Source organism: Streptomyces tropicalis (assembly GCF_029269835.1).
Taxonomy (GTDB): domain Bacteria; phylum Actinomycetota; class Actinomycetes; order Streptomycetales; family Streptomycetaceae; genus Streptomyces; species Streptomyces tropicalis.
In genome coordinates, this window is the sequence record NZ_JARJBB010000105.1 from 1 (window position 1) to 579 (window position 579).

The following is a 579-nucleotide window of genomic DNA, read 5'->3' on the forward strand; positions in this document are numbered from 1 at the left end:
CTGACAGAGCCAAAATAACAAATGCCTATGGCTTCATTTGGATATCAGAGCTATGGCTCAGAAAAGCAAGCATCTACTCCAATAAACCAATACATACAATGCCAATTATAGATGAAAGACTTCAGGTAATTGGAATTGATTCAAATAATAATCAAAAATGTATTTCATGGAAAATAGTTAGAGAAAACGAAGAAAAAAAACCGACTTTAGAAATATCAACAGCAGACTCAAAACATGACGAAAAACCATATTTCATGCGTTCAGTCTTAAAAGCAATTGGCGGTGATGTAAACACTATGAACAATTGAGTCATAGAACTTCCATTATTCTCCTGAAGATAATAATCGCCAAATAAACCAATACTCAGCTTTACAATATACTAACTAACCGCAGAACGTTATTTCATACAACGTTTCTGCGGCATATCACAAAACGATTACTCCATAACAGGGACAGCAGGCCACTCAATATCAGGTGCAGTTGATGTATCAACACGGTTCAGCAACACCCGATACTTCTTCCAGGCTTCCAGCAACGAGGTTTCTTCCTTCGTTGCAATTTCCAGATCTGCAGCATCCT

General features: G+C 37.3%; 2 protein-coding genes. One reads left to right on the top strand and one right to left on the bottom strand.

What is annotated here, in order from left to right; translation table 11 throughout:
- The coding region (locus tag P3H78_RS33220; RefSeq protein WP_438828085.1) for a hypothetical protein at positions 1–308 on the top strand (308 nt) is incomplete at its 5' end.
- Positions 309–436: 128 nt separating this feature from the next.
- On the opposite strand, the gene P3H78_RS33225 is transcribed toward P3H78_RS33220, so the two are convergent.
- Complete coding sequence (locus P3H78_RS33225; protein WP_081048452.1) at positions 437–565, bottom strand: tail fiber assembly protein; 129 nt, start codon at positions 563–565, stop codon at positions 437–439.
- Between the last annotated feature and the right edge of the window lie 14 nt (positions 566–579).